The organism is Clostridium tyrobutyricum (assembly GCF_019144085.1).
In the GTDB taxonomy this organism is placed as follows: Bacteria; Bacillota; Clostridia; order Clostridiales; family Clostridiaceae; genus Clostridium_B; species Clostridium_B tyrobutyricum_A.
Genome location: NZ_JAHHUY010000074.1, coordinates 1 through 1412 on the forward strand (window position 1 = coordinate 1; position 1412 = coordinate 1412).

Genomic DNA, 1412 nt, shown 5'->3' on the forward strand with positions numbered 1-1412 from the left:
TTCGATTCCTGGTCTGGCCACCAAAGGTTTCAGATTTTATCTGAAACCTTTTTTTATTATATAGAAAATTAATAAAAAATGTGACATAATTAATAATGGAAAAAGTCATATTATAAAAAGGAGCTAAATTTATGGAAGATAAAGTACTTGCACTTGTAAATGGAGCTGAAATAAAAGAAAGTGATATTCAAAATACAATCAATAGATTTCCTAGTGATAAGCAGGGACAATTAAGCACAGAAAATGGTAAAAAACAATTATTAAATGAAATAATATTTTTTGAATTAGTATATAATTATGCAAAAGACACAAACTTAGAAAAAGACAGTTTATATTTACAAAAAGTAAAAGAAGCAAAAAAAGAAATTTTAACTCAGACTGCAATAGCTAAAGCTATGAATGGAGTTAGTGTAACAGATGAGGAAATTAAGGATTATTATGAAGCAAATAAAAATATGTATAAGACTCCAGAAATGGTAAGTGCAAAGCACATATTAGTTGATAATATTGATAAGGCTAATGAAGTTTTAAAACATATATCAGGAGGTATGCCTTTTGAAGAAGCTGCCCAAAAATATTCTAGCTGTCCATCTAAGGCTCAAGGTGGTAACTTAGGAAAATTTTCTAAAGGACAAATGGTTCCTGAATTTGAGGATGCTGCTTTTAATTTAGATATAGGAATAATCAGTGAACCTATAAAAACTCAATTTGGATATCATCTTATAAAAGTAGAAGAAAAAATAGAACCTGCTTTAAAATCTTTTGACGAAGTCAAGGATGCTATAAAAAGAGGATTATTGCAGGAAAGACAGGCATATACGTATTCAAAGCTTGATAGTGAGCTTAGAGATAAGTATAAAGTTGAAATAAAATAATATTTATTTAGGATAATTTTAGTTCTAAAGAATTGGGAGATTTCTATCATGGAAATCTCCCTTATTGTATTCAGAATACCACAGGTTTTACCTGTGGTTCCGAAAAGCTTATAGCTATGAGTAGAAAAAAGAAAACCTCCAATATAAAATAGAAGTAGGTTTGCCAACCACAACTAAAATATATTGGAGGTGTGTCCGAAATGGACAATAGTAGTTTAGCACACAGCAAGTGGAATTGTAAATATCACATAGTTTTTGCACCAAAGTATGGAAGACAGATAATATATGGAAAGATAAAATCAGATATAGGAGTAATACTAAGAAAATTGTGTGAATATAAGGATGTAGAAATTATTGAAGCAAACGCATGTAAGGATCACATACATATGCTTGTAAGCATACCGCCTAAATTAAGTGTATCACAGTTTGTGGGATATCTTAAAGGTAAAAGTTCATTAATGATTTTTGATAGACATGCAAATTTAAAATATAGATATGGAAATAGGCAATTTTGGGGAATGGGTATAGATTTGTGTA

Annotated in this window: 2 protein-coding genes; both read left to right on the forward strand. The window is 29.5% G+C overall.

The window, feature by feature from the left end:
* The first annotated feature begins 131 nt into the window (after positions 1-131).
* Entirely contained in the window at positions 132-875 is a 744-nt protein-coding gene (locus tag KM800_RS15030) for a peptidylprolyl isomerase (protein WP_217813812.1), read from the forward strand.
* Positions 876-1075: 200 nt separating this feature from the next.
* On the forward strand, positions 1076-1412 hold a 337-nt coding region (tnpA, locus tag KM800_RS15035; RefSeq protein ID WP_217813813.1), incomplete at its 3' end, for an IS200/IS605 family transposase.

Excerpts from the sequence above, each read along its gene's own strand:
- KM800_RS15030 (WP_217813812.1), top strand. The coding sequence starts at position 132 with ATGGAAGATAAAGTACTTGCACTTGTAAATGGAGCTGAAATAAAAGAA.